This window comes from Agromyces sp. GL_144 (assembly GCF_057834305.1).
The window spans coordinates 682,695-709,361 of record NZ_CM174399.1 but is presented as its reverse complement, the minus strand read 5'-3'; the positions used below and the strand labels follow the sequence as shown (position 1 = coordinate 709,361).

The 26,667-nt window shown below is 71.3% G+C and carries 25 protein-coding genes; 14 read left to right on the top strand and 11 right to left on the bottom strand.

The features are described from left to right. Window positions 1-101: 101 nt before the first annotated feature. The 5 genes from AC3IPY_RS03090 to AC3IPY_RS03070 all read left to right on the top strand — a co-directional run bounded on the left by AC3IPY_RS03090 (window position 102) and on the right by AC3IPY_RS03070 (window position 4,811). Entirely contained in the window at window positions 102-515 is a 414-nt protein-coding gene (locus tag AC3IPY_RS03090) for a VOC family protein (RefSeq protein ID WP_489186589.1), read from the top strand. 150 nt (window positions 516-665) lie between these two features. Beyond that, the gene (locus AC3IPY_RS03085; RefSeq protein WP_489186587.1) at window positions 666-2,222 is read left to right on the top strand and encodes a helix-turn-helix domain-containing protein; all 1,557 of its coding nucleotides are present in this window, start codon (window positions 666-668) and stop codon (window positions 2,220-2,222) included. A gap of 146 nt (window positions 2,223-2,368) precedes the next feature. Continuing rightward, window positions 2,369-3,817, top strand: a complete 1,449-nt coding sequence (locus tag AC3IPY_RS03080) for an NAD(P)/FAD-dependent oxidoreductase (protein WP_489186586.1) — start codon at window positions 2,369-2,371, stop codon at window positions 3,815-3,817. Further along, on the top strand, window positions 3,814-4,200 hold the full coding sequence (locus AC3IPY_RS03075; protein ID WP_489186584.1) for a cupin domain-containing protein: 387 nt from the start codon (window positions 3,814-3,816) through the stop codon (window positions 4,198-4,200). The genes AC3IPY_RS03080 and AC3IPY_RS03075 overlap by 4 nt, the downstream gene beginning before the upstream one ends. A 41-nt stretch (window positions 4,201-4,241) precedes the next feature. After that, on the top strand, window positions 4,242-4,811 hold the full coding sequence (locus tag AC3IPY_RS03070; RefSeq protein ID WP_489186583.1) for an MOSC domain-containing protein: 570 nt from the start codon (window positions 4,242-4,244) through the stop codon (window positions 4,809-4,811). Window positions 4,812-4,834: 23 nt separating this feature from the next. Here AC3IPY_RS03070 and AC3IPY_RS03065 read toward each other — a convergent pair whose 3' ends face one another. From AC3IPY_RS03065 to AC3IPY_RS03050, 4 genes are all read right to left on the bottom strand, one after another. Next, complete coding sequence (locus tag AC3IPY_RS03065; RefSeq protein WP_489186581.1) at window positions 4,835-5,533, bottom strand: hypothetical protein; 699 nt, start codon at window positions 5,531-5,533, stop codon at window positions 4,835-4,837. Between the two features lie 112 nt (window positions 5,534-5,645). Continuing rightward, on the bottom strand, window positions 5,646-6,380 hold the full coding sequence (locus AC3IPY_RS03060; RefSeq protein WP_489186579.1) for a winged helix-turn-helix transcriptional regulator: 735 nt from the start codon (window positions 6,378-6,380) through the stop codon (window positions 5,646-5,648). A gap of 2 nt (window positions 6,381-6,382) precedes the next feature. Continuing rightward, the gene (locus tag AC3IPY_RS03055; RefSeq protein WP_489186578.1) at window positions 6,383-6,817 is read right to left on the bottom strand and encodes a VOC family protein; all 435 of its coding nucleotides are present in this window, start codon (window positions 6,815-6,817) and stop codon (window positions 6,383-6,385) included. 107 nt (window positions 6,818-6,924) lie between these two features. After that, a complete protein-coding gene (locus AC3IPY_RS03050; RefSeq protein ID WP_489186577.1) occupies window positions 6,925-8,601 on the bottom strand; it encodes a PucR family transcriptional regulator in 1,677 nt (558 codons plus the stop codon). A gap of 146 nt (window positions 8,602-8,747) precedes the next feature. Here AC3IPY_RS03050 and AC3IPY_RS03045 point away from each other — a divergent pair, with 146 nt between their 5' ends. From AC3IPY_RS03045 to AC3IPY_RS03035, 3 genes are read left to right on the top strand one after another with little or no spacing between them, the layout of a single operon-like run. After that, window positions 8,748-10,358, top strand: a complete 1,611-nt coding sequence (locus AC3IPY_RS03045) for a CoA-acylating methylmalonate-semialdehyde dehydrogenase (protein WP_489186575.1) — start codon at window positions 8,748-8,750, stop codon at window positions 10,356-10,358. Window positions 10,359-10,393: 35 nt separating this feature from the next. Then, complete coding sequence (locus AC3IPY_RS03040) at window positions 10,394-11,842, top strand: aspartate aminotransferase family protein (protein WP_489186574.1); 1,449 nt, start codon at window positions 10,394-10,396, stop codon at window positions 11,840-11,842. A 24-nt stretch (window positions 11,843-11,866) separates the two neighbouring features. After that, complete coding sequence (locus AC3IPY_RS03035; protein WP_489186573.1) at window positions 11,867-13,408, top strand: flavin monoamine oxidase family protein; 1,542 nt, start codon at window positions 11,867-11,869, stop codon at window positions 13,406-13,408. Here AC3IPY_RS03035 and AC3IPY_RS03030 read toward each other — a convergent pair. The 4 genes from AC3IPY_RS03030 to AC3IPY_RS03015 all read right to left on the bottom strand — a co-directional run bounded on the left by AC3IPY_RS03030 (window position 13,305) and on the right by AC3IPY_RS03015 (window position 16,514). Further along, window positions 13,305-14,057: a Pr6Pr family membrane protein gene (locus AC3IPY_RS03030; RefSeq protein ID WP_489186572.1), complete on the bottom strand. Its 753-nt coding sequence runs from the start codon at window positions 14,055-14,057 to the stop codon at window positions 13,305-13,307. The two genes, AC3IPY_RS03035 and AC3IPY_RS03030, sit on opposite strands and share 104 nt — an antisense overlap. Before the next feature lie 61 nt (window positions 14,058-14,118). Further along, window positions 14,119-15,018 carry an amino acid ABC transporter ATP-binding protein gene (locus AC3IPY_RS03025; RefSeq protein WP_489186570.1) on the bottom strand — a complete coding sequence of 300 codons (900 nt, stop codon included), beginning with the start codon at window positions 15,016-15,018 and terminating at the stop codon, window positions 14,119-14,121. Further along, window positions 15,005-15,673 carry an amino acid ABC transporter permease gene (locus AC3IPY_RS03020; protein ID WP_489186568.1) on the bottom strand — a complete coding sequence of 223 codons (669 nt, stop codon included), beginning with the start codon at window positions 15,671-15,673 and terminating at the stop codon, window positions 15,005-15,007. The genes AC3IPY_RS03025 and AC3IPY_RS03020 overlap by 14 nt, the downstream gene beginning before the upstream one ends. Window positions 15,674-15,707: 34 nt before the next feature. Further along, a complete protein-coding gene (locus AC3IPY_RS03015) occupies window positions 15,708-16,514 on the bottom strand; it encodes an amino acid ABC transporter substrate-binding protein (RefSeq protein WP_489186567.1) in 807 nt (268 codons plus the stop codon). 360 nt (window positions 16,515-16,874) lie between these two features. On the opposite strand from AC3IPY_RS03015, the gene AC3IPY_RS03010 reads away from it, so the two are divergent. Further along, on the top strand, window positions 16,875-17,204 hold the full coding sequence (locus AC3IPY_RS03010; RefSeq protein WP_489186566.1) for a hypothetical protein: 330 nt from the start codon (window positions 16,875-16,877) through the stop codon (window positions 17,202-17,204). 100 nt (window positions 17,205-17,304) lie between these two features. On the opposite strand, the gene AC3IPY_RS03005 is transcribed toward AC3IPY_RS03010, so the two are convergent. Together AC3IPY_RS03005 and AC3IPY_RS03000 are read right to left on the bottom strand one after the other, a co-directional pair. Then, complete coding sequence (locus AC3IPY_RS03005) at window positions 17,305-18,504, bottom strand: acyl-CoA dehydrogenase family protein (protein WP_489186565.1); 1,200 nt, start codon at window positions 18,502-18,504, stop codon at window positions 17,305-17,307. Next, the gene (locus AC3IPY_RS03000; RefSeq protein WP_489186564.1) at window positions 18,501-19,682 is read right to left on the bottom strand and encodes a CaiB/BaiF CoA transferase family protein; all 1,182 of its coding nucleotides are present in this window, start codon (window positions 19,680-19,682) and stop codon (window positions 18,501-18,503) included. Before AC3IPY_RS03000 ends, AC3IPY_RS03005 begins: the two co-directional genes overlap by 4 nt. Before the next feature lie 115 nt (window positions 19,683-19,797). Here AC3IPY_RS03000 and AC3IPY_RS02995 point away from each other — a divergent pair, with 115 nt between their 5' ends. From AC3IPY_RS02995 to AC3IPY_RS02975, 5 genes are all read left to right on the top strand, one after another. After that, the gene (locus AC3IPY_RS02995) at window positions 19,798-20,568 is read left to right on the top strand and encodes a FadR/GntR family transcriptional regulator (protein WP_489186562.1); all 771 of its coding nucleotides are present in this window, start codon (window positions 19,798-19,800) and stop codon (window positions 20,566-20,568) included. Next, the gene (locus AC3IPY_RS02990; protein ID WP_489186560.1) at window positions 20,549-21,358 is read left to right on the top strand and encodes a PDC sensor domain-containing protein; all 810 of its coding nucleotides are present in this window, start codon (window positions 20,549-20,551) and stop codon (window positions 21,356-21,358) included. Before AC3IPY_RS02995 ends, AC3IPY_RS02990 begins: the two co-directional genes overlap by 20 nt. Before the next feature lie 84 nt (window positions 21,359-21,442). Then, on the top strand, window positions 21,443-22,807 hold the full coding sequence (locus AC3IPY_RS02985) for an NAD-dependent succinate-semialdehyde dehydrogenase (protein ID WP_489186558.1): 1,365 nt from the start codon (window positions 21,443-21,445) through the stop codon (window positions 22,805-22,807). A 115-nt stretch (window positions 22,808-22,922) separates the two neighbouring features. Further along, entirely contained in the window at window positions 22,923-23,666 is a 744-nt protein-coding gene (locus tag AC3IPY_RS02980; protein ID WP_489186556.1) for an HAD family hydrolase, read from the top strand. Window positions 23,667-23,784: 118 nt separating this feature from the next. Continuing rightward, on the top strand, window positions 23,785-25,305 hold the full coding sequence (locus tag AC3IPY_RS02975; protein ID WP_489186554.1) for an APC family permease: 1,521 nt from the start codon (window positions 23,785-23,787) through the stop codon (window positions 25,303-25,305). Window positions 25,306-25,450: 145 nt separating this feature from the next. Here the strand turns inward: AC3IPY_RS02975 and AC3IPY_RS02970 are convergent, their stop codons facing one another. Next, complete coding sequence (locus AC3IPY_RS02970) at window positions 25,451-26,566, bottom strand: ROK family protein (RefSeq protein WP_489186552.1); 1,116 nt, start codon at window positions 26,564-26,566, stop codon at window positions 25,451-25,453. Window positions 26,567-26,667 lie beyond the last annotated feature (101 nt).

The window sequence follows — 26,667 nt, the reverse complement described above, 5'->3', positions numbered from 1 at the left end:
CCATTCTCGTCGGAAAAGTAGTCAGAAGGTGAGCACTTCTCCGGCGCACCATGGACTCGCACCGGAACACACCGGGATCACACCGGAACGAAGGAGACATCATGCTTCGAGGCATCGCCACCGTCAACTGCTACGTCGAGGACCCCGCGGCGGCCGCGGCCTGGTACGCCGAGGTGCTCGGCATCGAGCCGTACTTCAACCGCCCGGGTCCCGACGGGCGCGCCGCCTACGTCGAGTTCCGCATCGGCGACCACCAGCAGGAACTCGGCTTCATCGACCGCCGCTTCAGCCCCGCCGGCCTCGCACCGGGCGCCGGCGGTGCGATCATCCATTGGCACACCGACGACCTCGAGGGGGCGCTCGCGCGGCTCATCGAGCTCGGCGCGACCCCGCTCCTGCCGATCACCGAGCACGGGCCGGGGTTCGTCACGGCCTCCGTCGTCGACCCGTTCGGCACGGTGCTCGGCATCATGACGAACACGCACTACCTCGACATGCTCGACCGCGAGTCCTGAGCAGGGTCTGCAGCGCAGACGGCAGGAACGTGATTCTTCCGGATGCATCGAGGCCCGAGCACGTCGAAATGGCCTGCTCGTGCGCCGGCACGCAGAACTTTCGAGAGACTTCTGTTTGCGGCATCCGCTCGCCCGTGTGACCATCGGAAGATGATCACCGCCGATCGCAGTCCTCGCCCAGCATCCTCCGCCCCGCACAGCGCGGGTCGGGTCGCCGTCGAGCACGCCGGCGGCGAGCACGCCGGCCGCGAGCGCGAGCTCGACGACGCAGCGACGACCGAGGTCGACGCGCTCACGCTCGGCCGGCGCATCCGCGGGCACCGCACCGCCCGCTCGATGACACTCGGCGAGCTCGCGGCCGCGATCGACCGCGCCCCGAGCCAGGTGAGCGCGATCGAGAACGGCAAGCGCGAACCCCGGCTCTCGATGCTGCGCACGATCGCGCTCGCGCTCGGGACCTCCGTCGACGAGCTCCTGAAGCCGGATGCCCCGTCCGAGCGCGCGGCCCTCGAGATCGCCGTGGAGCGGGCGCAGCGTGGGCCGGTGTTCTCGGCGCTCGGCCTCGAGCCGTTCCGCGTGGCGAAGGGCATGACCGACCAGACGCTCGCGACGATCCTCGCGCTGCACAACGAGATCGACCGACTGCACCGCGAGCGCGCGGCGACGCCGGAGGAGGCACGGCGGGCGAACGCGCAACTGCGGGCCGAGATGCGCGCCCGCGACAACTTCTACCCCGAGCTCGAGGCGAAGGCCGCCGAGCTGCTCGAGGCGGTCGGACACACGGGCGGGCCGGTCTCGCACCAGCTCGTGGCCGACATGGCCAGCCACCTCGGCTACTCGCTGCACTACGTCGGCGACCTGCCGCATTCGACCCGTTCGGTGACCGACAAGCGCAACGGGCGCATCTACCTGCCGACGCAGCAGTCGCCGTCGCGCGACTCGCGCTCGCCGATCCTGCAGGCGCTCGCGAGCCACCTGCTCGGCCACGAGGAGCCGCGCGGCTACGCCGACTTCCTGCGCCAGCGCATCGAGACGAACTACCTCACGGCCGCGATCCTGCTGCCCGAGCAGGCCGCCGTGCGCTTCCTCACCGAGGCGAAGAACCTGCGCCGCATCTCCATGGAGGACCTCCGCGATGCGTTCGCCGTGTCGTACGAGACCGCGGCGCACCGGTTCACGAACCTGGCGACGGCCCGCCTCGGCATCCCGGTGCACTTCACGAAGGTGCACGAGTCGGGCACGATCATCAAGGCCTACGAGAACGACCGCGTGCGCTTCCCGAGCGACGCGCTCGGCGCCATCGAGGGCACCACGATGTGCCGCAACTGGACCGCGCGCACCGTGTTCGACGTCGAGGACCGCTTCAGCCCCTGGTACCAGTACACCGACACCCCGTCGGGCACCTTCTGGTGCACCTCGCGCATCGAGAAGGCGAAGGAGGGCGAGTACTCCGTGTCGGTGGGCGTGCCGTTCGAGCACGTCAAGTGGTTCCGCGGCCGCGAGACACCCCACCGTGCGGTTTCACGCTGCCCCGACCCGGCCTGCTGCCAGGCGCCCGCGGGCCTCGCCGATCGATGGGCGGATGCCTCGTGGCCGGCCGCCCGCACCCCGACGTCGCTGCTCGCGGCGTTGCCGACGGGCACGTTCCCCGGCGTCGACCAGACCGAGGTGTTCGCGTTCCTCGAGGCGCACGCGCCGCGCGACTGATCGCGGCGGTTCGGCGCACGACAGCGAGCGTCCGGCAGCACACCCTGTCCGGGAGCGAGCGGATGTCCCGACACGGCGCCCGTAGCGCCGTTGCACCGCCGCGCGGGAGGATGGAGACCAGCCCAGACCGCCTTGGAGTGATCACCGTGGGAACGACCGTATTCGAACGACGCCGGCCCCCGGCATCCGTTGTCGAACATGCACTGAAGCCGACCCGTCAGGCGGTGTTCTGGCTCGAGGACCTGCCGGAGGGGGCCGTCGGAGGGCGGCCGAAGCTCACCGGCACGAAGATCGCCGACCTCGTCGTCGTGGGCGGAGGCTACACGGGCCTGTGGAGCGCCGTGCTCGCGAAGCGGCGCAACCCGGCCGCGCGCGTCGTGCTCGTCGAGGCGAAGTCGATCGGCTGGGCGGCGTCCGGTCGCAACGGCGGGTTCTGCGAGTCGAGCCTCACGCACGGCCACGAGAACGGCATGGCCCGCTGGCCCGACGAGATGCCGCTGCTGAACCGTCTGGGGCTCGAGAACCTCGACGCGATCGAGGCGTCCGAAGCCGAGCTCGGCATGGACTTCCACTTCGAGCGCACGGGCCAGCTCGCGCCCGCGACCGAGGAGCACCAGGTCGAGTGGCTCCGCGAGATGCACGCCGACGCGGTCGCCGAGGGCGATGGCGACGTCGTGTTCCTCGATGAGCACGAGGTCCAGGCATCCGTCGCCTCGCCCACCTATCTCGCGGGCGTGTGGGAGAAGCGCACGAACGGCATGGTGCACCCGGCGCGGCTCGCGTCCGAGCTGGCGCGCGTCGCCGAGGAGCTCGGCGTCGAGGTCTTCGAGCACTCCCCCGCGAAGCGCATCGAGACGCCAGGATCGACCGGCGCGGTGAGCGTCATCACCGAGCACGGTCGCGTCGATGCGACGCACGCCGTGCTCGGCACGAACGTGTTCCCGTCGCTGCTGAAGCGCAACCGGCTCATGACCGTTCCCGTCTACGACTACGTGCTCATGACCGAGCCGCTCAGCGAGGCCCAGCTCGCGAGCATCGGATGGCGCGACCGCCAGGGCATCGGCGACATGGCGAACCAGTTCCACTACTACCGGCTCTCGAAGGACAACCGCATCCTCTTCGGCGGGTACGACGCGATCTACCACTACGGCCGCCGGGTGCGCAGCGACTACGAGCGCCGCCCCGAGACCTGGGCGAAGCTCGCGAGCCACTTCTTCACGACGTTCCCGCAGCTCGAGGGCCTGCAGTTCAGCCACCAGTGGGCGGGCGCCATCGACACCAGCACGCAGTTCACCGCGTTCTTCGGCACGGCGCGCGACCACCGCGTCGCGTACGCCGCCGGCTTCACCGGCCTCGGCGTCGGCTCGACCCGGTTCGCCGCCGAGACCATGCTCGACCTGCTCGAGCGCCGCGACAACGAGCGCACGCAGCTGCAGATGGTGCGCAAGCGCCCGCTGCCCTTCCCGCCCGAGCCCGCGGCCGCGATCGGCATCAACGCGACGCGCTGGTCGCTCGACCGCGCCGACCACAACCGCGGCGAGCGCAACCTGCTCCTGAAGACGCTCGATGCGCTCGGGCTGGGGTTCGACTCGTGAGCGACCTCGCCGGTCCGGCGCGTCTCACGCCGGGTGCGATGACGGATGCCGCGGGGCTGGCCCTCGAGCACGAGCCGGTGCCGGCCGACCAGGTCGTGTCGGGCTCGCCGACGACGGCGTACGCACCGCTCGAGGAGCCCGCCGCCGACGCCGAGATCGGCACCGACGAGATCGGCGTCTGGGAGATGACGCCCGGCGCGATGCGCGACGTCGAGGTCGACGAGGTGTTCGTCGTGCTCGCGGGCGAGGCCACGGTGGAGTTCACGTCCCCCGAGCTCGCCCCGATCGCATTGCACCCGGGCTCGATCGTGCGCCTGACCGCCGGCATGCAGACCGTCTGGACGGTGCGCCAGACCCTGCGCAAGGTGTTCATCGCGCGCTAGCCGCGCCCGCGGGTGGCGCCGACATCCCATACGCTCGAACCATGGCCACCCTCGACGAGCTCCTCACCGCGCCCGCCTCCGTCGTCGCCGTGTCACGCGACGACGAGCACCGCTTCAGCAAGCCGACGCACGATGAGATCCGCCTCGTCACCGGGCTCGGCGTCGAGGGCGACGCCCACTACGGCCGCACGGTGCAGCACCTCTCCCGGGTGAAGCGCGACCCGTCGACGCCGAACCTGCGTCAGGTGCACCTCATCCACGCCGAACTGCTCGACGAGCTCGCGGCAGACGGCTACGAGGTCGCGCCGGGCGCCCTCGGCGAGAACGTGCTGACCCGCGGCGTCGACCTGCTCGGCCTGCCGCGCGGCACGCGCGTTCGCCTCGGCGACGACGCCGACCTCGAGATCACCGGGCTCCGAAACCCGTGCGTGCAGATCGACCAGCTGGGCGACGGCCTCATGAAGCGCCTCGTGTCCCGCGGCGACGACGGCGAGGTCGTGCGGCTCGCGGGGGTCATGGCGGTCGTGCTCGCCGACGGCGAGGTGCACCCCGGGGATGCGATCACCCTGACGTTGCCCGAGGGTGCGCACGAGGCGCTGCAGCCGGTCTGAGCGCCGCGCGGCCGGCGGGTCGATCAGCCGCAGAATTCCTTCGGCGTTCGCGGCACCTCGGACGAGCCCATCATGGTCACCACGTCGCCCTCCACGATGACGTCGATCCAGCCCGACGCGTCGTCGCCGATCGCGTAGCCGTAGGTGTCGGCGCCCATCTGCGCGACCGGCACGAGATCGGGGTACGCCGCCGCGAACTCGTCGGACGACGAGCCGAGGTGGATCCCGGTCGCCGTCATCGGTGAGGCCGGAACGGTTCCGTTCGCACCGGCACGCCCGCTCACCCAGACGCTCGCGATCCGTGACCCGTCGGCCGAGAGCATCACGAGGACACCGGCCGTCGCGTCCTTCGAGAAGGTCACGACCCCCGGGCACATCTCCGACGCCTCGAACGTCCCCAACTGATCGGTCATCTCGGGGTACGCGGCGCCCCGGTCGATCGGCCCGATGCCGGCGGCGGAGACCTCCCACGACGTGACGTCGGCGGGGTCCGCGGCGACGGGCTGCGGTGCAGCCTCGGTCGGCGTCGCCTCCGGCGGGGTAGGCACCTCGATGGGCGTCGTCTCGGCGGCGGCCGGCACCTCGCTCGGCGTCGCCACGTCGGACGCCGTCGCCGTGGTGGGCTCGCTCGCCTGCGCTCCCCCGGGTGTGCAGGCCGCCAGCGCGGCAACGGCGAACACCGCCAGGCCGAGCGCCGATGCGGGCCTGCGGGATCGTGACATGGGTTCTCCTCCGAACGGGTGCGGGGAACCGCGTAGCCAAGCTATCGAGGCGAGCACGCGTTCGACAGGATCCCCGCATCTCGCTTCGATAACGCCGTCACGCCCGCAACGCTCACGCCGCGGCCTGGGCCGAGGGCCGTTCGGTCGGCGGCGAGGCCGGATCGATGCGGAAGGTCTCGACGAACCTGCCGAGCAGGTCGATCTCGCCTGAGAGCACGATCGCCGCACCGGCGTCGCCCACGAGCAACCGGCGCAGGGAGCCCGCCGCCACCTCGACCTCGAGGACGGCCGTCGGAACGGGCTCGAACGCCGAACGCCGCCGCGGCGCGGCCAGCGCGCCTGGCCCGACCTGCACGATGTCGAGCGAGGAGCCCACGACGATGATCGAGAGGGACACCTGACCGCCGTGCCCATCGACACCGACATGCAGCACGTACTCGGTCGGCGGGAGGTCGGCCGCGGCATCCGCTCGGAATGCGGCGCGAAGCGACATCACGAGCGCATCGGCACCGACGGACTCGCCGTCACCCGGGTCGCCGAGCACCGCCCACCCCCAGCGTTCGAGCGCGATGACGACCGGCTCGAGGGCCCGCCCGGAGGCGGTGAGCTCGTAGCCGCCGCGCACGGTGGGCACGCGACGGACGACTCCGGCCTCCTGCAGTTCCTTGAGCCGGTCGCTGAGGATGTTCGTCGGGATGCGGGGCAGCGACGCCTTCAGGTCGCCGTAGCGACGCGGACCCGCGAGCAGGTCGCGCACGATGAGCAGCGCCCATCGGTCGCCGACCCGCTCGAGCGCGCGGGCCGTGCCACTGTACTGGCCGTACCCGCGCGCCGCGCGCGTCGCCAAGGTCAGGCCTTGGCCATGTACGCGTCGGGGCCCTGCTCGGCGGCCACGGGGTCCATGTAGAGGAACCCGAGGATGTTGCCGTCGGGGTCTTCGAGGTCGCGGGAGTACATGAAGCCGTAGTCCTGCGCCTCGCGCGGCTCGACGCCGCCCGCGGCGAGGCCCTTGGCGAGCACGGCGTCGACCTCGTCGCGCGAGTCGCGGGTGAACGCGATGCTCGTCTGCGCGTGCGTCTTCGGGTCGATGATCTGCTTGTCGGTGAAGGTGCCGAGGTACTCGCGCGTGAGCACCATGAAGTAGATGTTCTCGTCGAGCACGACGCAGGCGGCGTTCTCATCGGTGAACTGCGGGTTGATGCTGAACCCGAGCCCCTCGTAGAACGCCTTCGAACGGTCGAGGTCGCTGGTGGGCAGGTTCACGAAGATGCTGGTGGCGGGCATGATCTCCTCCAAGGGATCGTTGATCGGATGTTCGTTCGTGAAGCCTAGCTTGCTCTTTGCAAGTGCGCTTGTCAATAGCAAGTAACCATCAGTTCGACCCGCGCAGCTCAGCGCGCGGCGCTGCGCCGCACGAGCAACGCCAGGTGCAGCCCGGTGAGCACCTCGCCGTCGTCGAGGTCGAGTCCGAGCAGGTCGCCGATGAGCGCGAGCCGCTGGTAGAACACCGACCGCGAGAGATGCGATGCGGCGGCGGCGGCGGTGCGATTGCCCGGATGCGCGAGCATCGCACCGAGCACGCTCAGCAGGTCGCCGCCGCGCGCGAGATCGTACTCGATGAGCGGCGCGAGCATGCGCTCGCTGTGCCGCAGCAGTCGGTGGTCGTCGCGCAGCGAGGTGACGAGCCGCATGAGCGGACGGTCGTCGGCGCGTCGCACGAGCACGCCCCTGACCCCGCGCTGGCGAACCCCGCGAGCGAGGTCGGTCGCCTCCTGCACCGAGCCGAGCACGCCCTCGAGCCCGACCGCGGCCGCACCGATCGAGAGCACGAGCCGGTCGACGGATGCCGCGTCCCGGCCGACGAGCGCCGAGCCGAACTCCTTCGCCTGGGCGTCGGTCAAGGCCTTCGGCACCGACAGCAGCACGATGCGGGCCCCCGTGGGCGCGCCCGCGGCGTTCGCGGCGCCGTCGATCGCGCGCCCGGCGAGCGCCCGCGCCGCGGCATCCGCCGCTCCTGGCGAGACCGGTGCGCCCGTCGCGACGATGCCGTACAGCGTCGAGCCGTCGATCGGCAGGCCGGCGGCCCTGACCCGCGCCTCGGCACCGGCGAGCCCCGCGAAGCGACCGGCCACGAGCCCGTCGACGAGGCGCTGACGGCCGATGCGGGTCCACTCGTCGGCCTCGCCGTCGGCGAGGCGACCGAGCGCGAGGGCGATGGCGCCCTGCTCGAGCACGCTCGTGCGGCCGGCGGCGTGCGCCGGGCCCGGCAGCGCGATGAGGTGGCCCCACCGGGTGCCCCGCGCCTCGACGGGCACGACGAGCCATTCGTCGGCGGACACGGGCGAACCCGGCGGCATGGCGGCCGTGCGGCGATGTGCGAGCCGGGAGCGCGCCTCCCAGTTCGTGAAGAGCTCCTCCTCTGCGGCGGGCGGCACCTCTGCGGCGACGACCTCGTGCGCGAGGTTCTCCAGCACGACCGCCGAGCCGAGCGTCTGGGCGAGCTGGTGCACGATGAAGTCGGCGGGCGACCCGCGCAGGCTCAATGCCGTGAACCGCTCGCGCACCTCGTCGCGCGCCCGCAGCGCCGCCGTCTGCTCCGAGATGATGCGGTTGTGCACGGCCTCGGTGAGGGCCACGAACTTGACCTCGCGGTGCAGCACGACGAGCGCGAGCCCGCGGTCGCGGGCGGCCTTCTCGACCACGGCCGGCACGTACCGGTAGTGCACGCCGAGCTCGAGCACGAGGCCCGCGAGCCCGGCGTCGACCAGCCCTCCGATGAACTCGTCGAGGTCGGCCGGCTCGGTCGGCCAGCCCGACCCGGTCGACAGCAGCAGCTCGCCGCCGTCGAGCAGGCGGGCGACGCCGGCGCTGTCGGACACGTGCACCCAGCGCACCCGCGCGTCGAGGGCCTCCTCGCCCGCGAGCACCTCGGGCAGCCCGTCGACCACGGCGTCGAGCGAGATGATCTCGCGCACCGTCGGCAGTCCGTCCTCGGCGACGGCGGCGGTCGGCACACGGCCTGCCAGACGATCCGTCTGGATCGCCGATTCTTCGCGACGTTCTGACATCCGTGCACCCTCACACCCTCTGAAAAGCTTGAAGTCGAAAGCCTAACCGACGGTCGGGCGAAGTGTCCGGTCGCGCAGACGACCGGCACGCGGCATCCGTCACCGCATCAGTATCACCAGTCACCACCCCGTCACGAAGGAACAGCATGAGCCTCACCGAGACCGCCCCCACGCCCGCGTCGACCCCCGGAGTCCCGCTGATCGGGCACTGGATCGACGGCGCCCCGCGCACCTCGACGAGCGGCCGCACCGCGCCCGTCTACAACCCGGCGACGGGTGCTGTGCAGGCCGAGGTCGCACTGGCCGACCAGGCGGAGATCGACGCGGCGATCGCCTCGGCGCAGGCCGGGTTCCGCGAGTGGAGCGGCTTCTCGATCGCGAAGCGGCAGACCGTGCTGTTCTCGTTCCGCGAGCTGCTCAACGCGCGCAAGGGCGAGCTGGCCGCCATCATCACCGCCGAGCACGGCAAGGTGCTCTCCGACGCGATGGGCGAGATCCTGCGCGGCCAGGAGGTCGTCGAACTCGCCACCGGGTTCCCGAACCTCATCAAGGGCGCGTACTCCGAGAACGCGTCGTCGGGCATCGACGTCTACTCGCTGAAGCAGCCGCTCGGCGTGGTCGGCATCATCAGCCCGTTCAACTTCCCGGCCATGGTGCCGATGTGGTTCTTCCCGATCGCGATCGCCGCCGGCAACGCCGTCGTGCTGAAGCCGAGCGAGAAGGACCCCTCGGCCGCGCTCTGGATCGCACAGCTCTGGAAGGAGGCCGGACTGCCCGACGGCGTCTTCACCGTGCTGCAGGGCGACAAGCTCGCCGTCGACGGCCTGCTCACCTCGCCGCTCGTGCAGTCGATCTCGTTCGTCGGTTCGACGCCGATCGCCCAGTACATCTACGAGACCGCCTCCAAGCACGGCAAGCGGGTGCAGGCGCTCGGCGGCGCGAAGAACCACATGCTCGTGCTGCCCGACGCCGACCTCGACCTCGTCGCCGACCAGGCCGTGAACGCCGGATACGGCGCTGCGGGCGAGCGCTGCATGGCCATCTCGGTCGTGCTCGCCGTCGAGCCGGTCGCCGACGACCTGATCGCCAAGATCCGGGAGCGCATCGCGACGCTGAAGATCGGCAACGGCGCCGGCATCGACGCCGGTGACGGCGAGCTCAGCGAGCCCGACATGGGCCCGCTCATCACCGACCTGCACCGCGACAAGGTCGCCTCGTACGTCGACATCGCCGAGGCCGACGGTGCGACGGTCGTCGTCGACGGCCGCGGACTCACGGTCGACGGGCATGAAGACGGCTTCTTCTTCGGTCCGACCCTGCTCGACCACGTGCCCACCACCTCGCGTGCCTACACCGAGGAGATCTTCGGCCCGGTGCTCTCGATCGTGCGCGTGGCGAGCTACGACGAGGGCCTCGACCTCATCAACTCCGGCCGGTTCGGCAACGGCACCGCGATCTTCACCAACGACGGCGGCGCCGCGCGCCGGTTCCAGACCGAGGTGCAGGTCGGCATGATCGGCATCAACGTGCCGATCCCGGTGCCCGTGGCCTACCACTCGTTCGGCGGCTGGAAGCAGTCGCTCTTCGGCGACGCGAAGGCCTACGGCACCCACGGGTTCGACTTCTTCACCCGCGAGAAGGCCATCACGAGCCGCTGGCTCGACCCGGCCACGCGCAGCGACTCCGCCCACAGCGGCTCGCCGAACAGCGGCTCGCCGAACAGCGGCATCAACCTGGGCTTCCCCCAGAACCACTGACCGAGAACCTGCGTTCCAGAAGCGAGGCGACAGACATGACCGACACCCTTCTTCCCGAGACGACCGCAGCGGATGCCTCAGCGGCATCGGATGCCACGGCGCCGACGTTCCTCGACCGGGCAGGCTCGCGGCATCCGCTGCCCGACGCCGCCACCGAGGCGCAGGTGCGCGCCGACGACCGCGCGCACGTGTTCCACTCGTGGAGCGCGCAGGCGCTCATCGACCCGCTGCCGATCGCCGCGGGCGAGGGCGCGACGTTCTGGGACTACCGGGGCAACGCCTACCTCGACTTCAGCTCGCAGCTCGTGAACCTGAACCTCGGGCACCAGCACCCCGACCTCGTGGCGGCGATCCAGCAGCAGGCGGGGCGTCTCGCGACGATCCAGCCGTCGATGGCGAACGACGTGCGCGGCGAGCTCGCCCGCCGCATCGCCGAGGTGGCGCCAGGCGATCTCGACCGGGTGTTCTTCACGAACGCGGGCGCCGACGCGAACGAGTACGCGGTGCGCATGGCGCGCGCCGTGACCGGTCGGCGCGGCGTGCTCTCGGCGTACCGCAGCTACCACGGCGGCACGGCAGGCGCGATCTCGCTCACGGGCGACCCGCGTCGATGGGCGAACGAGCCCTCCGACGGCAGCGTGGTGCACTTCTTCGGGCCGTACGCCTACCGCTCGCCGTTCCACTCCGAGACGCCCGAGCAGGAGACCGAGCGGGCGCTCGAGCACCTCGAGCAGACGATCCTGCTGCAGGGCGCGAACACGATCGCGGCGATCGTGCTCGAGACGATCGTGGGCACGAACGGCGTGCTCGTGCCGCCGCCCGGCTACCTCGCGGGCGTGCGCGCGCTCGCCGACGAGTACGGCATCGTGTACATCGCCGACGAGGTCATGGTCGGCTTCGGCCGCGTCGGCGAGTGGTTCGCGGTGAACCACTTCGGCGTCACCCCCGACCTCATCACCTTCGCCAAGGGCGTGAACTCGGGGTACGTGCCGCTCGGCGGCGTCGTGATCTCCAAGCGCATCGCCGAGCACTTCGACACGGTCGTGTTCGCGGGCGGGCTCACCTACTCGGGCCACCCGCTCGCCTGCGCCCCCGGCGTCGCGACGTTCGAGGTGTTCGAGCGCGACGGGATCCTCGAGCGCGTGCGCGACCTCGGGTCGCGCGTCGTCGAGCCGCGCCTGCGCGAGATCGCCGCGAAGCACCCGAGCGTCGGCGAGGTGCGCGGGCTCGGGCTCTTCTGGGCGATCGAGCTCGTTCGCGACACCGCGACGCGCGAGCCGCTCGTGCCGTTCAACGCCGCGGGGGCGGATGCCGCGCCCATGGGCGCCGTCGCCGCAGCCTGCAAGCAGGCGGGCCTGTGGCCGTTCGTGCACTTCAACCGCCTGCACGTCGCGCCGCCGCTCGTGATCTCGGAGGCCGACCTCGTGCGCGGCCTCGACATCATCGACGAGGCGCTCTCGGTGGCCGACGCGTACGTCGTGTGACCCTCGTCGGCTAGCCTGAGTCGCATGGACGAACGGGGCGCGTCGGGCGGCATGGCCCGGCGCAGCTTCCTCGCGGCAGGGCTGGCCGGCGTCGTCACCGTCGCCCTGTCGAGCTGCAGGTGGGGCGACGAGCCCGTCCCGACGCGCACCCCGGCGCCGACACCGGGCCCCACCATGACCCCTGCGCCGTCGGCAGTGCCGCGCCCGACGCATATGCGGCGTTCGGCTTGGGGCTCGGACCCGTACGCACGCGGGTCGTTCAGCTTCTCGGAGTTCGGCTCGACCGACGAGATGCGCGAGCGACTCGCGACCCCGGTGGGCGACCGGCTCGTCTTCGCCGGCGAGGCCACCTCGACCGCAGCGCCCGGCACGCTCGACGGGGCACGGCGCTCGGGCCTGCGCGCGGCGATCGACGTCGCCGGGCTCGCCAAGCCCGGCGAGCGCATCGCCGTCATCGGCGCCGGCATGGCCGGCCTCACGGCGGCCAGGCGCCTCGCCGACGACGGCTACGAGGTGCTCGTCCTCGAGGCGCGGGAGCGCATCGGCGGGCGGGTCGAGTCCATCGACGACTCCGACCTCGGCGGCACGGTCGAGCTCGGCACCTGGCTGCTCCCGAACGACGACGGCCTGCTCGAGGCGCTGGCCGAGGCATCCGTCGCGACGACCTCGATGGGCGGCGTCTCCGTCGTGCACCGGGCCGACGGCACCGTCGTGGCGCCGTCGTCGGTCGGCGTCGAGGCGCTCGAGCAGGCGCATGTCTGGGCCGAGGGGCGCCCGCACGACGTGTCCGTCGCGACGGCGCTGCTCGGCGCGGGCCTGATCCCGATGGACGAGTCGCCGGCCGACGACGGCGTGAGCCCCGCCGCGTGGCTGCGGCATTCGCTCACGAGCGGGCTGCAGCCGCTCACCGGTTCGACGCCCACGATCGTGTCGGCGCAGCAGTTCGATCCGGCGCGGCTGCGCACCCCGATCGCCGACCTGCGCCTGCCCGCCGATCCCATCGCCGAGGTGTTCACGCCGCTCGCCGACGGCCTCGACCTCGTGCTCTCGAGCGCCGTGAGCCGCATCGCCTACGACGACGAGCGCGTGAGCCTGCGCCTCGACACGGGCGAGTCCATCAACGTCGACCGCGCGATCGTCACGCTGCCGCTCGGCGTGCTGAAGACCGACCAGGTGCGCTTCGAGCCGACCCTCCCCCGTCCGCACCAGCAGGCCATCGCGGGGCTCGGCATGGGCGTGGTCGACGTCGTCTGGCTCGCCTTCGACGGGCCCTTCTGGCGAGCGGATGCCACGACCGAGGCGGATCCCACGGGCGAATCGGATGCCACGGGCGAGGCGGATGCCGCGGGGCCGGCCGTGCCCGAGGCATCCGTGCTCACCGTGGTCGGCGGGTTCCCGACCGTCGCGGCCTGGATCGACGCGGGCGTCGCCACCGGAAGCGGCGACGCCGTGCTCGTCGGCGTCATCGCGTCGACGCAGGCGACGAGGCTCGAGCAGCTGTCGGATCAGGACTTCGTGACGGCCGTGCTCGCCGATCTCGAGCCCTTCGCCACAGCAGGCGGTTGACGAGCACGAGCGTCGAGGTCAGGGCGAGGAAGATCACGAGCACGATCGCGCACGCCACGACGACGCCCGTCACACTGCCGACCTGCGCCTCGTCGAGGAAGAAGTACGGATACCACCCCACGTCGGCACCGCGGATCAGCGTGTAGACGAGCCAGATCACGGGGAACACGAGCACCCAGCCGACCGTCGACCACGGCACCCGCGGGTTCACCCCGAGCACGCTGTCGGTCGTCCACGCGACGAGGGCGAGGCCCGGCACGACGAAGTGCAGGAGCGTGTCCGACCACGGCACGTCGACCCGGTAACCGTGCGACGAGGACTCGGCGACGATGATCGCGAAGACCACGCCCGAGAGCACCACGTACACCGTGACCATCGTGCGCAGGATGCCGAGCCAGGCGGGATCACGCGGCGCCCGCAGCGCGTACACGCCGGCGATCGTGAGCGTGATCACCGCGAGGAACGCCGATTGGATCGTGAAGTAGCTGAAGAAGTTCGCCGTCGCGAAGGTGCGGAACCCGAGCACGTAGCGGAAGTTGCCGACGATCGCGACGAGCTCGAGCACGACGAGGCCGAGACGGAACACGCCGAGCAGGCGCCGGGCCCGCCTGATCCGGGCCTCTGGCGAGAGTCCGGTGACGGCGGGCATGCCTCAACGCTACGCCAGCGTTTTCGCCGGTCGAGTCGCGACGTGCTCAGTCACGACCCGCTCAGTCCAGGGGCCGCAGGAGGCGATCGAGGAAGCGGCGCGTGCGCTCCTCGCGCGGGTTCGTGAAGATGTGCTTCGGCGCGCCCCGCTCGACCACGACGCCGCCGTCCATGAACAGCACCTCGTCGGCGACCTGCCTGGCGAACCCGAGCTCATGCGTGACGACGACCATGGTCCAGCCCTCGTCGGCGAGCTCCTTGATGACCTTCAGCACCTCGCCCACGAGTTCGGGATCGAGCGCGCTCGTCGGCTCGTCGAAGAGCAGCAGGTCGGGCTTCAGGGCGAGCGCGCGCACGATGCCGACGCGCTGCTGCTGCCCGCCCGAGAGCGCGAACGGGTAGGCGTCGCGCTTCTCGGCGAGCCCGACGCGCTCGAGCAGCGCCTCGGCCTCGGCGCCCGCCCGCTTGCGGGGCACGCGCTGCACGCGCACCGGCCCCTCGATGACGTTCTCGAGCACGGTCATGTGCGGGAAGAGGTTGTGCTGCTGGAACACCATGGCCGAGCGGTCGCGCATGGCGAGCCGGCCCTGCTTCGTCACGCGCCCGGCGAAGTCGAGCTCGGGCCCGCCGGCGAAGCTCAGGATGCCGCCGTCGGGCGTCTCGAGCCCGTTGAGCGACCTCAGCACGGTCGTCTTGCCCGACCCGCTCGGGCCGATGAGCACGACGACCTCGCCGCGGCGCACCTCGAGGTCGATGGAGCGCAGCACCTCGTTGTCGCCGAAGGACTTGCGGATGCCCCGTGCGGTCAGCAGCACGTCGTCGTCAGGCGTCGCGGCGGGCGCGAGCGGGTCGTGCTGACCAGGGTCGTGCTCACCAGGGTCGTGCTCAGACGGCGACTCTGCTGCATCCGCCCGCTCCGAGGCATCCGCTCGCCCATGAGGGTCGTGCTCAGACGGCGACATAACGGTCCAACCTCTTCTCGATCACGCTCTGCCCGCTCGAGAGCACGAGGCAGAACAGCCAGTAGACGAGCGCCGCCTCGAGGTAGATGAGCATGAACTCCTGGCTGAACGCGGCGATCTGCTGCGACACGCGGAACAACTCGGTCACGAGGATGAGCGACGCGAGGGAGGTGTCCTTCACGAGCGAGATGAAGGTGTTCGACAGCGGCGGAACCGAGACCCGGGCGGCCTGCGGCAGGATGATGCGACGCAACGTCGTGCCCGAGCCCATGCCGATCGTGTACCCGGCCTCCCACTGGCCCTTCGGCACCGACAGGATCGCGGCCCGGATGACCTCGGCCGCGTACCCGCCCACGTTGAGCGAGAAGGCGATGATCGCGCTCGGCCACGGGTCGAGCACGATGCCGATCGCGGGCATGCCGTAGAAGATCACGAAGAGCTGCACGAGCAGCGGCGTGCCCCTGATGACGGAGATGTAGAAGCGCGCCGCGCCCGAGAGCACCCGGTTCTTCGAGAGCCGCGCGAGCGCGACGCCGAGGGCGAGCACGAGGCCGATCGCGAACGAGGCGAGGGCGAGCGGGATGGTGCCGCTCAGCCCGCCCCACACGATCGGCCAGAACGAGTCGAGGAACAGCTGCCAGCCGGAGGAATCCACGTCGGCCTCCCTTCGAGGTCGTGTGGTTGCGAGGCTACTCGGAGACGTCGGCGCCGAAGTACTTCTCGCCGATCTCGGCGAGCGTGCCGTCGGTGCGCAGCTTCTCGAGGGCCTCGTCGACGGCCTTCACGAGCGCCGTCTTGTCCTTCGTGAACGCGAGGGCGCTCTGGCTGGGGTCGGTCTCGGCGGCCACGTCGAGCTTCGCGTCGGGGTTCTCCTTGACGTAGTCGAGGTAGGTCAGCTCGTCGTTCACGGTCGCGTCGACCCGACCCTGCTCGAGCAGCGCGACGGCCTGCGCCCAGCCCTCGACGGCCTCGACGTTCGCACCGGCGTCGACGGCGAGCTGGTAGAAGTTGCTCGTGAGCGACTGCGCCGTGGTCTTGCCTGCGAGGTCGTCGAAGCTCGAGATCGAGGTGTCGCCCCGGTTGACGACCACGACGCTCGGCGACACCGTGTACGGCGTGCTGAAGAGGTACTTCTGCTCGCGCTCGGGGTTGATCGAGACCTGGTTCGCGATGACGTCGGAACGCCCCGCCTCGAGGCCCGCGAAGATCGCGTCCCACTGGGTCTCCTGGAACTCGACCTTCAGGCCGAGCTCGTCGGCGACGGCCTCGGCGATCTCGACGTCGTAGCCGACGAGGTCGCCCGACCCCTCGTCGTGGTAGCTGAACGGGCGGTACGTGCCCTCGGTCGCGACGGTGAGCGTGCCCGCCTTGGCGAGGCCGTACTCGTTGCCGGCCGCGTCGTCGCCCGACTCGGGAGCGCTGCTCGAGCAGGCGGCGAGGGCGAGGACGGCGGCGGAAGCGGCGGCGAGGCCGAGGATCTTGCGGACGCGTGACATGCGGTGGTGCTCCGTTCGTGACGTTCTGACGTGCGGCCGTGTGAGCCGCGTGCTGAGGGGCGCGGTGTGATGGGCCGCTGTGACGAGTCCATCACGCGGACGCCTCAGGGTGAAACCTGATGACCTCGCGTTGCATTCCCGACCGGCACGATGGGAATTCACCGTCGTCGGCCCGTGCGCGCGCCGCGAAGCGCCGACAAGCGCCGCGCGGACACGGCTACATGCGGCGCGCGGCATACACGGATCGGCCGGCCGGCCGCAACCCCTCGCGACCCGATCCACGCCGCCGATAGTGTTCAGGTCCGGCGGAACCCCCTCCGCCGACCCGGTGCCACCCGCACCACACCCGAAGGGAACCTCTTGATCACCCTGACCTGGCTCCTGCTCATCGCCCTCATCGGCGGCATCCTCGCCCTCGTCGACGGCATCCTCCGTCTCCGCGCCCGCGGCGGCTCGACCGTCGTCGGCGTCATCGAGGTCATCGTCGCCGCGCTGTTCCTGCTCTCGTTCTTCGTGCCCGGCATCCCGTGGGGCTCGCTCGTGCTCGGCGTCGCGACGCTCATCGCCCTCGTGGTCGCCCTGTTCCTCGGTGGCCGCACGGGTCGCGGCATCACCCTCACCGCGCTCGTCGTCACGGCGGTCTGGGTCGTGCTCGTGAACGAGTGGCTCATCGTGCCCGGCGTCAACTGACCCGTACGACGCGCACGCGAAGGACGCCCCGTGGCTGCGATCCCGGGGCGCCCTCCGCGTGCAGCAGCGACTCGGCAGCAGCGCCTCAGGCGGCGCCTGTTCAGAACGCGGCGATGCCGGTGAGCGCCCGACCGAGCACGAGCTGGTGGATCTCGTCGGTGCCCTCGTAGGTGCGCACCGACTCGAGGTTCGCCGCGTGGCGCATGACGGGGAACGCGTTCGTGATGCCGTCGCCCGCGAGGATCGAGCGCGCCTGATGCGCGATCTCGAGCGCCTCGCGCACGCTGTTCAGCTTGCCGACCGAGATCTGCGCGGGCGTCAGCGCACCGCGCTCCTTGAGCCGGCCGAGGTGCAGGGCGAGCAGCACGCCCTTCTCGACCTCGACGAACATGTCGGCGAGCTTGGCCTGCGTGAGCTGGTTCGCGCCGATCGGCCTGCCGAACACCTCGCGGGTGATCGAGCGCTCGAGCGCGGCCTCGAGGCAGGAGCGGGCGGCCCCCATGGCGCCCCAGACGATGCCGTAGCGCGCCTCGTTGAGGCAGCCGAACGGCCCGGAGAGGCCGGATGCCCCGGGCAGCATGGCATCCGCCGGAATCCGTACACCCTCGAGGTCGACGTCGCACTGCACCGAGGCGCGCATCGAGAGCTTGCCGTCGATCGGCGTCGCCGTGAAGCCGGCGGTCGTGGTCGGCACGAGGAACCCGCGCACCGCGCCACCGCCGGAACCGTACGCACCCGACGGGTCCTCGACGCGCGCCCACACGACGGCGACGTCGGCGAGCGAGGCGAGCCCGATCCAGCGCTTGGCGCCGTCGAGGACCCACTCGTCTCCGTCGCGACGCGCGACGGTGGTCATGGCCGCGGGGTCGCTGCCGCCCTGCGGCTCGGTCAGGGCGAAGCATCCGATGAGGTCGCCCGCGGCCATGCCGGGCAGCCACCGCTGCTTCTGCTCCTCGGAGCCGTACTTGTGGATCGCGCTCATCGCGAGCGAGCCCTGCACCGAGACGAACGTGCGCCACCCCGAGTCGGCGGCCTCGAGCTCGAGGCAGACGAGCCCGTACGCCACGGCGCCGGCCCCGGCGCATCCGTAGCCCTGCAGGTGCATGCCGAGCAGCCCGGCGTCGCCGAGCACCTTCACGAGCTCGCGTCGGAAGTGCTTCTGCTCGAAGTCGTCCTCGATGATCGGCAGGATCCGCTCCTGCGCGACCGTGCGCGCACGCTGCTGCCACTCGCGCTCCTCCTCGGTGAGGAGGGCGTCGAGGTCGAACACCGTGTCGATGCGGGGGGCGATGGCGGTCATGCGTGCGGTCCTTCCGAAGGGTCGAGCGGGTCGAGCGGGTGCCAGTCGGCGCCCGCGTGCTCGTCGAGCGCGGGCGGCGGCGTGCGGTACGCGGCGGGCGTCGCCGCGAGGTGGATGGGGTTGGCGACCGTGCGGCCGGGCGCGACCGGCTCGAGCCCGAGCGCCTCGGCGAACGCGATGGCCTCGCCGATGTCGTTCACGAGTCCGGCGGGCACGCTCGCCGCCGCGAGCTCGTCGATCCAGTGCGCAGCGGATGCCGCGGACAGCCGCTCCTCGATGATCGAGGTCAGCTCGGCTCGATGCGCGACGCGCGCGGCGTTCGTGGCGAACCGCGCCTCGTCGGCGAGCCCCGGCTGCCCGAGCACGCCGGCGAGTGCCCGGAACTGCTTGTCGTTGCCCACGGCGATGACGAGCTCGCGGTCGTCGGCGGCGAACACCGCGTACGGGGCGATGCTCGGGTGCGCGTTGCCGAGGCGCCGCGGCGGCGTGCCCGTCGCGAGGGTCGACGCCGCCTGGTTCGTGAGCGCCGAGAGCAGGCTGGTGAGCAGGTCGATCTCAACGAGCTGCCCCGCGCCGGTACGGTCGCGCTCGCGCAGCGCGAGCAGGATGCCGGCGAGCGCGTTCTGCCCGGTGAGCACGTCGACGAGCGCGACGCCGGCCTTGGCGGGAGCGCCGTCGGGCTCGCCGGTGATCGACATGAGCCCGCCGACAGCCTGCACGAGCAGGTCGTACCCGGCGAGCGCAGCGCCCGCGCCCGAACCGAACCCGGTGATCGAGCAGGTGATGACGCGCGGGTTGAGCGCCCGCACGTCCTCGTGGGCGAGCCCGAACCTGGCCATGACGCCCGGCCGGAAGTTCTCGATGACGACGTCGGCCGTCGCGGCCAGCCGGCGGGCCTCGGCCGACCCCGCGGGATCCGTGAGGTCGAGGGCGACCGATCGCTTGTTGCGGTTGACGCTGCCGAAGTAGGTGGCCTGCCCGTCCGCGTCGACGGGCGGGGTCCAGTGCCGGGTGTCGTCGCCCGTCGGCGGCTCGATCTTCACGACGTCGGCGCCGAAGTCGGCGAGCATCATCGTCGCGTACGGGCCGGCGAGCACGCGCGAGAAGTCGGCGACGCGGATGCCGCGGAGCACCCCGCCGGGCGCGGCGGGCCGGGTCTCCGAGGGCTCCTCGTGCATCGCTTCCGCCTTTGCGAGTGTGGTGCGGCCTCGATGCCGCATGAATTCATCCTATCTTGAATGATTTCTGTGCGAGCCGCCACCCGCGCCCGCATCGCTCGGCTAGCCTGAACGCATGGAATCGAGGGTGGGCCCCGGCGCGCGCGAAGCCGTGTTCGCCCAGCTCGCCGACACGGGTCGCGCCGAGCAGGTCGCCCAGCGCCTCACCGACGGCATCGTGCTCGGAGTGCTCGGGCCCGGCGAACGCCTGCCGAGCGAGCCCGAACTCGCCCGCCGCTTCGGCGTCGCGCTCATCACGGTGCGCGAGGGGCTCGGCATCCTCCGCGAGGCCGGACTCGTGCAGACGCGCCGCGGCCGCGACGGCGGCAGCTTCGTCACCGCGGCCGACGACGACCACCACGCCATCATCGCCGCCCGGCTGCGCTCCCTCGCCCAGGTCGAGCTCAGCGACATGGCCGTGTACTTCGGCGCGATCCTCGCCGGCGCGGCCGAACGCGCCGCCGAGCGGGCGTCCGCCGGCGACGCCGAGCGCCTCGCCGCCTGGCTCGACGGCGCGGACTTCGGCACCGCGGCATCCGCTCGCACCAACCAGGGCGGCTTCTTCCTCGAGGTCGCCGTGCTCAGCCAGTCGGCCAGGCTCGTGCGCGAGCAGATCCGCCTGCAGGCCGAGTTCGGCCCGCTCCTGCTGCTCGGCCTCGACGAGGCGCAGCACCGAACGGATGCCGCGGCCCACGACCGACGCATCGTGCGCGCCGTGGCGGCGCATCGCCCGGCGACGGCGCGCGAGGCGGCCGGCGACCTGCTGCGCGAACTCAGCGTGCCGCTGCTCGCCGCGAAGGCCCGCATCGAACGGGGAGGTGCGCTGGATGCCCCGCTCACCGCGTGACGTCGCCCAGGCCGTCGGCGACGTGTTCGCCGGCGTGTTCGACCAGCTCGTCGCCTGGCGGGCCCCCGTCGAGCAGGTCATCGACGCCTCCCCCGAGGTGCGGCCCGCCGAGATCGACCAGGTCGTCGCCTCGCTCGTGCTGCCCCGCCTCACCGAGCCCGAGCCGCTGCTCGTCGGCGCCGGGTTCATCGCCGACGGCGAGGTCGTGCGCGGCCGCGACGTGCACTTCGCCTGGTGGCTCGGCCCGCTCGACGCGAACCCCGTGCTCGGCTCGACGACCGAGCCGACGCGCCTCGACCTCACCACGCGCGGCTACACCGAGTACCTCCGCGACTTCCGCGCGCTCGAGTGGTACCGCATCCCCGCGACGACCCGGCACGCCCACGTGACCGGACCGTACGTCGACCACCTCTGCACCTGCGACTACATCCTCACGCTCACGATGCCGGTGCACGCGACGGCTGCGCCCGGCTCGGATGCCTCCGGCTCGGCCGCACCCGGCTCGGACGCACCCGGCGAGCCGCGCATGGTCGGGGTCATCGGCGCGGATGTCGCGGTGCGCCGCCTCGAGCGCGAGCTCCTCGCCGCGTTCCTCGACGTCGACGTGCCGCTCGCACTCGTCAACGACGAGGGCCGGGTCGTGCTCTCCACCGAGCCGACGCTGCAGGTCGGGCAGCTCACGCCGCTCACGCCGTCCTCGGGCACCGGGCGAGCGGATGCCTCGACCGAGCCGTGTCCCGGAACGCCCCTGCGGGTGCTCGTCGACCCCGCGGCATCCGGGTCGAACTGAATCATCCGTTGTTATATCTTTGATGTGACGTAGGCAGCGAGGCAGACGAGGCTCTGCGTGCGTGACCCGAGAAGGAGAAACCCCATGAGCTATGCCGTGATCAATCCCGCCACGGGCGAGACGGTCGAGTCGTTCGACACCATCACCGACGAGGGCCTGCAGGCCGCGATCGCCAGGGCGACCGACACGCACCGCACCTGGTCGAAGAACACGACGGTCGCCGAGCGCGCCGCCCTCATCCGCCGCGTGGCCGAACTGCACAACGAGCGTGCGCAGGAGCTCGGCGAGATCATCGTTCGCGAGATGGGCAAGCCCATCGAGCAGGCGGTCGGCGAGGTCGAGTTCGCCGCCGCGATCTACGAGTACTACGCCGACCACGCCGAGTCGCTGCTCGCCGACGAGAAGATCGAACTGCTGGCCGGCGAGGGGTCGGCCCTCATCCGCCGTTCGTCGCTCGGCCCGCTGCTCGGCATCATGCCGTGGAACTTCCCGTTCTACCAGGTGGCCCGCTTCGCCGGCCCGAACCTCGTCATCGGCAACACGATCCTGCTCAAGCACGCCGAGCAGTGCCCCGAATCGGCCGCCGCGATGGAGCGGATCTTCCTCGACGCCGGCTTCCCCGAGGGCGCCTACGTCAACATCTACGCCTCGCACGACCAGATCGAGCAGGTCATCGCCGACCCGCGCGTGCAGGGCGTCTCGCTCACCGGCTCCGAGCGCGCGGGTGCCGCGGTCGCCGAGATCGCCGGTCGACACCTGAAGAAGGTCGTGCTCGAGCTCGGCGGCTCCGACCCCTTCATCCTGCTCTCGACCGACGACCTCGACGCGACCGTCGAGGCCGCCGTGGTCGCCCGCGTCGACAACAACGGCCAGGCCTGCAACGCGGCCAAGCGCTTCATCGTGGTCGAAGACCTCTACGAGCCGTTCCTCGAGAAGTTCACCGCCGCCATGAACGCGGTCGAAGAGGGCGACCCCGCGCAGGAGGGCACCGCGCTCGGCCCGCTCTCGTCGGCCAAGGCCGCCGACGGCCTCGCCGACCAGGTCGCCCGCGCGGTCGAACAGGGCGCGACCCTGCACTCGGGCGGCTCGCGCAACGGCAACTACTACTCGGCCACGATCCTCACCGACGTCAAGCCCGGCTCCGACGCGTTCCACGAGGAGTTCTTCGGCCCGGTCGCGCAGGTCTTCAAGGTGGCCGATGAAGACGCCGCCGTCGAGCTCGCCAACGACACCCCGTTCGGCCTCGGCTCCTACGTGTTCACGACCGACGACGAGCAGGCGCTGCGCGTCGCCGACAAGATCGAGGCCGGCATGGTCTTCGTGAACGTCGTCGGCGCCGACGGCGCCGAGCTGCCCTTCGGCGGCGTCAAGCGCTCGGGCTCGGGCCGCGAGCTCGGCCGCTTCGGTGCCGACGAGTTCGTCAACAAGAAGATGATCCGCATCGGCTGAGCGGCTCGCGGCTCGCGCCTCGCCTGGGCGAGCGGATGCCCCGGGGCCGACCGATGCACGTCGGCGACCCCGGGGCATCCGTCGTCTCGGCACGTGGCACGGTAGCGTCGATCGGGTGTCGACTTCCCCGCAGCGCTTCCAGGCCGTGCTCTTCGACTGCGACGGCGTGCTCGTCGACTCCGAGACCATCACGAACGGCGTGCTGCGCGGCATGCTGCACGAACTCGGCTGGCGCATCAGTGCCGAGGAGTGCGTCGAGCGCTTCATCGGGCGCGCCCTCAGCGACGAGTTCGACGTGATCGAGGAGCACACCGGGTTCCGACCCGATCAGGCGTGGCTGCTCGAGTTCCGTGCCCGGCGCAACGCCGCGCTCGCGGTCGACCTGCGGCCGATCGACGGCGCGGTGGCCGCGGTGCGCGCCGTCGCGTCCGCGTTCGAGGGCCGCATCGCCTGCGCCTCGGGCGCCGACCGGGCGAAGATCGAACTGCAGCTGGCGAAGGTCGGCCTGGCCGAGGCGTTCGGCGGGCACGTCTACAGCGGCATGGAGACCGCGCGCAGCAAGCCCGCTCCCGACGTCTACCTCGCCGCCGCGGCCGGCCTCGGCGTGGACCCGCGCGACTGCGCCGTCGTCGAGGACACGGTCGCGGGCGTGACCGCCGGCGTGGCCGCGGGGGCCACGGTGTTCGCCTTCGCGCCCGGCGGGCCCGCGTCGACCGGCCCCGAGGCGCTGACCGCGGCCGGCGCGTCGCTGGTGTTCACGAGCATGGCCGAACTTCCGGGACTCCTCGCGCCCGAGATCCGCGCCGAGGCCGGGCCCGAGGCCGGCTTCTCGGGCGGCTTCTCGGGCGGGCCGGAATAAATCATCTCAACCTATAGCTTTATAACCGGATGTATCGCTAGGCTGGCGCAACCACGTTGAGGTGGTCGCGGCGTTCGGGGGCGTCGGGGGCATCTCATGACGACCCGAAAGGCCACCCATGTCCGTCGAACCAGCCAAGCCGACCGACCTCGGCGATCGCGATCACCTCGAAGTCCTCGGGTACCAGGACTCGTTCAACCGCTCGATGAGCCTCTGGGCGAACTTCGCCCTCGGGTTCACGTACCTCTCTCCGCTCGTCGGCGTGTACTCGCTGTTCGCGGTCGCGCTCACCATCGGCGGCCCTCCCTCGATCTGGTGGATCGTCATCGTCGGCGTCGGGCAACTGCTCGTCTCGCTCGTCTTCGGCGAGGTCGTGTCGCAGTACCCGATCCACGGCGGCATCTACCCGTGGGCCAGGCGCCTCTGGGGTCGCCGGTACGCCTGGATGGCGGCGTGGATCTACATCTGGGCCATGATCGTGACCATCACCGCGGTGGCCGGCTACGGTTCGGGCTTCGTCGCGAGCCTCTTCGGCATCGCCGCGACGCCCGAGATCACGCTCGCGTTCTCGCTCGGCCTGCTCCTGCTCGCGCTCGTGTTCAACTTCACCGGCACGAAGACCCTCGCCCGGGTCGCGAAGATCGGCCTCGCGGCCGAGCTCATCGGCGTGATCGGCGTGGGCCTCTACCTGCTCATCTTCCAGCGCAAGCAGGAGTTCGGCGTCTTCTTCGACACCATGGGCGTCGAGGGCGACGGCTCGTACGTCACGGCCTTCATCGGCGCGGCGATCGCGGGCCTCTTCCTCTTCTACGGCTTCGAGGCCTGCGGTGACGTCGCCGAAGAGGTCGAGAACCCCGGCCGCCGCATCCCGAAGGCCATGATCCTCACGATCCTCGTGGGCGGCGTCTCGGCGCTCTTCTCGTTCGGCGGCTACGTGCTCGCCGCGCCCGACCTCGCCTCGATCGTCTCCGGGGAGGACGCGGACCCGATCCCCGGCATCCTCGAGGCGACGCTCGGACCGGTCGGCGCGAAGATCTTCCTCGTCGTCGCGGTGCTCGCCTTCATCTCCTGCGTGCTGAGCCTGCAGGCCGCGGCCAGTCGCCTGCTCTACAGCTTCGCGCGCGACGGCATGATCCCGGGCCACCGTTGGCTGGCGAAGGTGAGCACGAACAAGGTGCCGCGCAACGCGCTCATCGTGGCCTGCACGGTCCCGGCGATCATCACGCTGCTCATCTACGTGAACCCCGCGATCACGCTGCCCGTCACGGCGTTCGCGGTGACGGGCATCTACATCGGCTTCCAGATGGTCGTGCTCGGCGCCCTGCGCCAGCGTCTGCGCGGCTGGAAGCCGGCCGGCACGTTCTCGCTCGGCACCTGGGGCTTCGTGATCAACGTGCTCGCGCTCGCCTACGGCGTGTTCGCGATCTGGCTGATGATCACGCCCGGCAGCTCCGGGGACTTCGTCGCCGACTACGCCGTCTGGATCGGCCTCGGCGTCGTGCTCGTCACGGGCCTCGCGTACCTGTTCATCGCCCGCCCCGATCGCCTCTCCGACGCACCCTCCGGCGACGCGATCGAGGTCGCCGAGCGCCTGCGGGCGCGTCGCGTCGAGACCTCCTCGATGGCGAAGGTCGACTGACAGCACCTCACTGCGCTCGATCACCCGAGCGGATGCCGCGCCCGAGCCTCGGCCCGGGCACGGCATCCGTCGTTCGGGTGGCCGGCGCGGGGCTCCACCCGTCGGACGGGCGATGCCGGTCGAAGCGCGAGCGTGGGGCGGCCGCCTATCTGCCCCGGACCACAAGCTCCTGGATCGCGGACGCGGAGGCGCCGCGAGCCCAGTCCTCGAAGGTGTGCGGCCGTACGACGATACGGCACCGGTCCGCAGCGCCGAACACGTGGTCGGAGTACGCGCCCCGGAGATGCGCATCGAACAAGTCGTAGTTGCTCACCGCCTCGCCGCCGATGATCACGAGCTCCGGACCTGTCAGATTCACGAGCGTGGCGATCGCCGTGCCGACGACGGTCGCGGCCTCCTCGAACGCGTGAACGGCCGCGGCATCACCCTCGTGGGCCATCTCGACGACCTCCGCGATGCTCAGGTCCGCACCGCCGTGGGCGACGGAGACCGCCGACACGATCGCGTTGGTGCCGGCAACGGCCTCGACGCAGCCGCGGCGACCGCACGGGCATACCCGATCGGAGGAGGTGAGGGGCAGGTGACCGATCTCACCGGCCACGCCGTAGGCGCCCTCGACGACATCACCGTTCAGATGAAGGCCGCTGCCGACCCCACGTCCGATCGTCACGATTGCGAATGACTCTGTCCCCACGCCGACACCGAACCAGTGCTCCCCGATCGTGAGGGCACGCACGTCGTTCTCGATGAGCGCTCCCATCCCGAGGCGCTCCGTGAGGATCGCACCGAGGGGCACGTCCCGCCACCCGAGTATCGCCGAGTCGCGAACGATGCCGTTCGCCGTATCGACATCGCCCGACACCGAAACGCCGATGGCGGCCAGCCGGCCCGCAAGATCTCCCAGTTCCGCGATCAGGAAGGTCGCCGCCTTCTCGATCGCGTCGACGACGACCTCGACGGCGGTGGACACCAGCGGAACCCGGCAACTCGCCAGGGCTTCCGTGGTCAGCCCCGTGGCGACGGCGATGATCTCGTCGGTGCTGACCTTGATACCGAGGGAGGTGAGCGCGTTCGGCACGATCGTCAGCGGATTGGCCGGGCGGCCGGGCTGCCCGGCACGTGGCGATTCGAGGTGATCCGAGACCAGTCCGGCAAGGATCAGCGGCGCGACCGCCTTCGTGACGGCCGCCTGTGAGAGACCGGTCTTGCGCGCGATGTCGATGCGGCTGATCGGCGAGTGCGTCAGAATGCTCGTGAACACCTCGGTCGCCGCCGATGCCGCATTGCGCAGCAGCGCGATGGCGCGCTGCGGATCCGAGTGGCGGGTCGTCCCCGTGTCGGTCTCTCGCGAGATTGTCATGA